Consider the following 6,568-nt stretch of genomic DNA (forward strand, 5'->3'; position numbering starts at 1 on the left):
TATTCTATGAACGATGAACGAATCTACCATCTCATTAAATTCATTCTATCGGCATATATTGTTTTTGCTTGTCTGTACACAGCAATTAAAATCGCGAGCCCCACAATAGTCGCAGCGGCAGCTGTAGCAATAACGAATATTACAAATATGAGACCTTGTTCGTTTCCCCACACTCTGCTATATACCAAAAAATTGATATTTGCGGCATTAAGCATTAACTCAATACTCATCAAAATACCGATAGTATTTCTCCGTGTCAGAACACCGTAAAGACCTATAACAAACAGCAACGCTGCTACAACAAGAAAATGACTTACCGGGATAATGTTCATTGGTCACCATCCTTTGTACGAGAAGCAAGTGCAATTGCCCCGATTAAAGATGCCAATAACACAATTGAAACAAATTCAAACGGTAATGCATACTGTGTTAAAACCGCTTTGCCAATATCCTGAAACGTTGTATATCCTTTTACAAGAGTATCCTTAAAGGCTAATTTAGAGATAGCTATGACAATCAAAACAAATAACGAACCACACAAGATAAAGGATATCCCCTTTTGCTCATTTGATTGTTTTACATATTTATCGTTAATGCGCGCAATAAGCATGATCGCAAATAATATAAGCGTCAGAATCGCTCCGACATACAGCAACAGCTGCATTATTGCTAAAAATTCACAATTGAGATAAAGATATATACAGGCAATACCGATTAATGTCAGAGCAAGAGCTAATGCAGAGTGAAAAATATTCTTCAATGTAACTACCAGCACAGCTGAAATCACCGTAACTGCAAGCACACAATAAAATACTGCAAGCGCAATGAATGTTTCACTTATTTTAAAACTATTGATCCACTCGAACATGCCAGCTTACTCCTTCATATCCCTTCATTAAATCAACCGTAAGTAACGACCTATCGTCAATTACCGCAACCTCATAATCTTTATTCATATAAATCGCTTTTGTAGGACATACCTCTTCACAAAAACCGCAAAAACAACATAGCGCGGCATCATATACAAATGACTCTAAAACCTTTTTCTTATCTTCCCCAACAGTCGCTTTAATGGCAAGACATCCATCAGGACAGATTTTCACACACTGCATACATGAGACGCATTTCTCTTTATTTAATTCAACAAGTCCCCTGAAACGGTCCGTCATTTTCTGCCGCTCTTTAGGATATTGTAAAGTAACTGCATGACTGAATAGATTTTTTACTGTTACAGACAGCCCCAGAAGCAGGCTCCATATCCCTTTAATAATATTTCCTATATACTGTATCATGACAATCACTCTCTATTTTAAAGAAGCAGTAAAAATGCTGTTATCGCTAAATTAATAAATGCCAGTGGCGTTAAGAATTTCCATGAAAACGACATGAGTTGATCAACACGTAGTCTTGGAAACGTCCATCGTATCAACATCATTACAAAAATAATCCCGTATACCTTAATGAGAAACCACATAAAACCAGGCAATATTGGCCCCTGCCATCCACCAAGAAAGACAACTACTGCTACTGATGAAACGATAAAAACATTTGTATACTCACCAACAAAAAAGAGCGCAAAACGCATCCCGCTGTACTCAGTATGAAAACCTGATACAAGTTCACTTTCAGCTTCAGGAATATCAAATGGAACTCTATTTGTTTCAGCAATACCGGCTATAAAATAGATAAGAAAACAAATAAATAAATTTGGTCTAAATATAAACCACAGGTTTTCCTGCGCCTTAACAATATCGTTCATTCCCGAAGAACCAACATATAAAAGAACCGTTATAAGAGACACGATCATAGGAACTTCATAGCTAACCATCTGTGCGACGGCTCTCATACCACCAAGCAGTGAATATTTGTTATCAGACGCCCATCCGGCCATAAGTATCCCAAAAACGCCGAGCCCTGAAACAGCAACAATATAAAAAAGCCCCATATTAAGGTCCCGGACAATCCATTTCTCGCTAAAAGGAATTACAACAAAAGCCATAACCGCAGGAACAATGACAATATACGGTGCCATACGAAACACAATATGATCAATTTTAGCTGGCCTGATATCCTCTTTGATCAATAACTTAATTGTATCAGCAATTGACTGAAGCCAACCATGCCAACCAACCCGCATGGGCCCAAAACGCGTTTGTATATGTCCTGCAACTTTTCGCTCCCACCAGATCAAGAACATCCCCGAAATAGCAATAAAGCCAAGAACAGCAACAACAATAAAAATTAAATATAAAATGTCTAAAATACCCATAATAAGTTGTAAGCTATAAGCTGTAAGTTATAAGTTTCTTTTGAAAACCTGACAACATACGACCAACTTCATCAGCTAGCTCCATTATCCTTTCATAATCATTCTTTTTTACATATTCTAAATCATAAACTAAAAGTAAATGATACTTTGTCTCCTCTAAAGAACTATCCGCAATATTAAGAAAATGCGCAAAATCTTTATTACTTCTCCTCTTATACCCTTCAACAATATTTGTTGGAATAGATGCAGCATATCTTCTAAGTTGCGATACTAAACCATATTTTTCAGACTCCGGAAACAATTTCGTAATTTTATATATTTCTAATACTAACGAATGAGCTTTTTCCCATACTTTTATATTTTTAAATGAATGCGTCATTTTTTATCTTATCGCTTATAGCTTACAGCTGATAGATAGGTTCGCCTATCTATCAATTTCTCCCATTACAATATCTAAGCTACCGCATATTGCGACAACGTCTGCGATTTTAAGCCCCTTCATGAGTTCCGGTAATATTGCCAGATTTGAAAACGATGGTGCGCGCACTTTTACCCTATACGGTTTGTCTGTACCATCACTGACAATATAAAAACCAAGATCACCACGCGGAGCCTCCGTTCTAAAATAAACACTCCCTTTTTCTGGCTTAGGATACCTCATAGCCATTGGCTTAAGAGCATTAATTTCACCACCAGGCAATTGTTTAATTGCCTGTTCAACAATCCTCACGCTTTGTCTCATTTCTTCGATACGTACTTTATATCTATCCCAACAATCACCGTTTTTTTCTATCGGCACATCAAAATCAAATCTTTCATACAGAGAATATGGTTCAGCTTTACGTATATCCCATTTAATTCCAGAGCCACGAATGTTTGGACCGCTTATCGCATAGGTTAAAGCTTGTTCTGGGGAAATAACACCAACACCTTTCGTCCGGTTAAGAAAAATAACATTGTTAGTTAGTAATCGTTCGAGATCATTTATTTTTGGTAATATATAGGTTATATATTTTTGCACCATATCAGAAAATGTATCGGGGACATCCCGCGCAACACCACCAAAACGAAAATAACTGTATGTCAGTCTGTTTCCGCATACTTCCTCATATATATCAATTATCTTTTCTCTTTCACGAAAACAATACAGAAGAGGTGTTCCAAACGCACCAAGATCCTGTGCGAAGGTACCGACACCAAGTAAATGACTTGCAATACGCTGCAGTTCAACAAGAATTATTCTGATATACTGCGCACGTTCAGGAACAACTACTCCCATAAGCTTTTCAACGGCCATAACATAGGCGAGATTATTAGACATAGAAGCAATATAATCTAACCTGTCGGTCAAAGGAATAATCTGCATGTAGGTACGGTTTTCCATCATCTTTTCCATCGAACGATGCAAATAACCGATATGCGGAGTTGCCTCATTGATAACCTCACCATCCATCTTTAGCTCAAGGCGAAGCACCCCGTGTGTTGACGGGTGTTGAGGTCCCATATTGAGATAAAACTCGTCGGTCTCTCTATTGTACTCAGGGTTTAATGTTGTCGTAGTTGTCATACTGGTTTCTTTACCATATCTTTATTTTGATAATTCTTTCTGAGCGGATACCCTACCCATCCATCCTCAAGGAGAATTCTTTTCATGTTTGGGTGTCCATTAAACTGCACGCCAAACATATCGTACACTTCTCTTTCGTACCAATCAGCCGCTGCCCATATAGACGAAACACTATCGCATTTGAGATCGCCTGGTGACAATGCTACTTTTAATGTAATACTGATATTGAGCTTCAAAGAATAAAGTTCATAGACAACTTCAACGTTTTCATTGTAATCAACCGCAGTAATAGATTTCAGATAATCAAACGTAAGGTCAACAGTATCCCTCAGGTATTGAGTAAACGCGAACAGATCTTTTGCAGGAACAATATAGCTGTTTGACTGCTCGCCATGAGATATATTGTTAAAAAATTTCTTTAGTTCATCTAATTGTAATTGGTTCATCTTTGATAGTACCTTTTCTGATCTTATTTTGAAGCTGTATAATACCGTGGAGAAGATTTTCAGGTCGTGGCGGACAACCGGCTACATGTACATCTACAGGAACAATCTGATCTACACCCTTCACAACTGAATAGGTATCATACTGAAATATACCGCCAGATATCGCACAGTTTCCCATAGCAATAACGTATTTTGGATCAGGCATTTGCTCGTAGAGTCTTTCAATACAAGGTGCCATTTTTGTACATACCGTACCGGCAACAATCATAAGATCGCATTGCCGTGGAGATGCGCGAAATACCCCAGCACCGAAACGATCAATGTCATATCGTGCAGCACCGGTAGCCATCATCTCAATAGCACAACATGCCAGACCAAAGCTCATTGGCCAAATACTTGAAAGTTTTGCCCAGTTAAGTACAGCGTCTATTTGAGTAAGAAGAAAATCCCCACCAGGTACTTTTTCCAGTACAATAGGAACCTTATTTATTAATGCCATTCCAATGCTCCTTTTCTCCACGCATACGCCAACCCGACAAACAGTATCGCAATAAAGATCATCATTTCAACATATCCTACGATTCCCATGTATTTAAATGCATATACCCACGGAACGAGAAACAATGCTTCTATATCAAAAACAACGAATATAAGTGCGATAAGATAAAACCGCACATTAAACTGAAGCCAACCACTACCTTTTACTATCTCACCGCATTCATAAGGGGATAATTTAACGGGATTCGGTTTATTTGGCCGTAAAATCCATGCCGTCACCAACGCTGCAAGAGCAAGCGCGACTCCAGCAAGAAAAAAGATACCTACATAACCATAATCATGTAAAACCATAACAACCCCATTGGAAACAACATATCATAAAATAATGCCACGGCTTTGTGGCTAAGTGGAAAGCGGATAATATAGCAAATAAATGCAGAAAAATCATTATAAATTATCGTTTTTCTGTTAAATTATGTTGCAGGAAGGACTTAAAGATAAGATTTGCAACATTTAATGAATGCAATAATGTAAAATTACTTCCATTAGTATCAACACTAAAAATTGTTCCTTTATTGTTCGCCCCCCCCCAACCCGTCATGCTATACATCGTGTTGCCAATCAGCGTTAAATCAGCTTGAGGCTGTCTTCCATCAGTTACACTTCCATCAAATTCGTGTAACAACGTAGCATCTGCACGTACCGATAAGGTACAAAGAAAAACGCTCAATAAGCATGCTCCAAAAATCAATTTTATAGTTTTCATTATTTCCCCTTCCTCTTATTACAAGGCAATGTTATTGAAGGAAAGCTTTTTGAACGTATACATGCGCAAGGATGAGGACGAGGCTAAGAAATATTTGGATGGACGGATTGATGAAGCCTTTGATAGCACTATCGATGTTTTTAAATCTCTCGCTCAAAGCTTTACGGATAAAATGCAATATATTCTAAACTGGTTTAGAAAGAAAATAAGTTCGGCAATATCCGAAGGATTTAATAATAAAATAAAAAGACTTAAACGGATGGCATATGGCTATAAAGATGTTGATTATTTTTGCTTAAAGATACATCAACATTACGGGCTGTTAAATCCGAAAATTTGTTAAATGTTTCCAAGTTATTCACGAAAGAACCTAATTTTCGTTGCAGTCCGCGTTACTTGCGGACCGCAACTGCTATCAATATTTTTATGGGTTAGTGATTATCTAACGAAGTCGGAGTCATCCGTTGCGCTCCACCTGTCATAGAATCGCGTGTTTGTGACTGCCGTTGATCCGGGCCGTATAGGTAGCGATTGTCTGTTTGATAATCAGTTCGCATATCTATTTCTATCTTTTCAGTAAATTTTTCGGCAGTTTCATCAGCTGTTTCAGTTTCTATGTCAGTCGATCTACGCGGCGCGTGCAATGAAGACTTGAGTGCACGAGCGACATACTCTTTGGAATCAGTTATCAGGGCCTTTTTTGGTTTCTCGGTTAACGGCTGTTTTGCCGCCGCTCCCGCTGCGAGAGCCGCTTTCAGCCCGGCATGCGCGCCTGCAAGTTTAGGATTAAGCCTTATCGCCTTATTAAAACTAGCAATGGCCAAAGCATTCTCACCGTTTCTTAAAAGGCATGTCCCTAACATATGATGCGCCCACGCGGATCCGGGAGTAAGCTCTGTCAGCTTTTTAAAATTAAGACTGGCGTTTTTATAATCTTTGTTTTTGAAATAGCATTGCCCTAGTCCGCTATATGAGCCTGCAAGTTTAGGATTAAGCTTTATCGCCTTATTCAAACTAACAAT

Annotated in this window: 12 protein-coding genes; 1 reads left to right on the forward strand and 11 read right to left on the reverse strand. The window is 38.3% G+C overall.

The window, feature by feature from the left end; genetic code table 11:
* Positions 1–23 precede the first annotated feature (23 nt).
* From nuoK to P9M13_01620, 10 genes are all read right to left on the reverse strand, one after another.
* Positions 24–332: an NADH-quinone oxidoreductase subunit NuoK gene (gene nuoK, locus P9M13_01575; protein ID MDP8261977.1), complete on the reverse strand. Its 309-nt coding sequence runs from the start codon at positions 330–332 to the stop codon at positions 24–26.
* Positions 329–868 (reverse strand): NADH-quinone oxidoreductase subunit J, encoded by a 540-nt coding sequence (locus tag P9M13_01580; protein MDP8261978.1) that lies wholly within the window; start codon positions 866–868, stop codon positions 329–331. The genes nuoK and P9M13_01580 overlap by 4 nt, the downstream gene beginning before the upstream one ends.
* Positions 849–1,292, reverse strand: coding sequence for an NADH-quinone oxidoreductase subunit I (locus P9M13_01585; protein MDP8261979.1), 444 nt, complete (start codon positions 1,290–1,292; stop codon positions 849–851). Before P9M13_01585 ends, P9M13_01580 begins: the two co-directional genes overlap by 20 nt.
* A gap of 17 nt (positions 1,293–1,309) precedes the next feature.
* Positions 1,310–2,269: an NADH-quinone oxidoreductase subunit NuoH gene (gene nuoH, locus P9M13_01590; GenBank protein ID MDP8261980.1), complete on the reverse strand. Its 960-nt coding sequence runs from the start codon at positions 2,267–2,269 to the stop codon at positions 1,310–1,312.
* A gap of 13 nt (positions 2,270–2,282) precedes the next feature.
* A complete protein-coding gene (locus P9M13_01595) occupies positions 2,283–2,648 on the reverse strand; it encodes a four helix bundle protein (protein ID MDP8261981.1) in 366 nt (121 codons plus the stop codon).
* Between the two features lie 45 nt (positions 2,649–2,693).
* Positions 2,694–3,836 (reverse strand): NADH-quinone oxidoreductase subunit D, encoded by a 1,143-nt coding sequence (locus P9M13_01600; protein MDP8261982.1) that lies wholly within the window; start codon positions 3,834–3,836, stop codon positions 2,694–2,696.
* Entirely contained in the window at positions 3,833–4,282 is a 450-nt protein-coding gene (locus P9M13_01605; GenBank protein ID MDP8261983.1) for an NADH-quinone oxidoreductase subunit C, read from the reverse strand. Before P9M13_01605 ends, P9M13_01600 begins: the two co-directional genes overlap by 4 nt.
* A complete protein-coding gene (locus P9M13_01610) occupies positions 4,260–4,781 on the reverse strand; it encodes an NADH-quinone oxidoreductase subunit B family protein (GenBank protein ID MDP8261984.1) in 522 nt (173 codons plus the stop codon). The genes P9M13_01605 and P9M13_01610 overlap by 23 nt, the downstream gene beginning before the upstream one ends.
* Positions 4,772–5,131, reverse strand: a complete 360-nt coding sequence (locus P9M13_01615) for an NADH-quinone oxidoreductase subunit A (GenBank protein MDP8261985.1) — start codon at positions 5,129–5,131, stop codon at positions 4,772–4,774. The genes P9M13_01610 and P9M13_01615 overlap by 10 nt, the downstream gene beginning before the upstream one ends.
* Positions 5,132–5,234: 103 nt before the next feature.
* Positions 5,235–5,546: a hypothetical protein gene (locus P9M13_01620; GenBank protein MDP8261986.1), complete on the reverse strand. Its 312-nt coding sequence runs from the start codon at positions 5,544–5,546 to the stop codon at positions 5,235–5,237.
* A gap of 28 nt (positions 5,547–5,574) precedes the next feature.
* Here P9M13_01620 and P9M13_01625 point away from each other — a divergent pair, with 28 nt between their 5' ends.
* Positions 5,575–5,889, forward strand: a complete 315-nt coding sequence (locus tag P9M13_01625) for a transposase (GenBank protein MDP8261987.1) — start codon at positions 5,575–5,577, stop codon at positions 5,887–5,889.
* An 88-nt stretch (positions 5,890–5,977) separates the two neighbouring features.
* Here the strand turns inward: P9M13_01625 and P9M13_01630 are convergent.
* The coding region (locus tag P9M13_01630; GenBank protein ID MDP8261988.1) for a tetratricopeptide repeat protein at positions 5,978–6,568 on the reverse strand (591 nt) is incomplete at its 5' end.

It is taken from the genome of Candidatus Ancaeobacter aquaticus (genome assembly GCA_030765405.1).
GTDB classification, from domain to species: Bacteria; Auribacterota; Ancaeobacteria; order Ancaeobacterales; family Ancaeobacteraceae; genus Ancaeobacter; species Ancaeobacter aquaticus.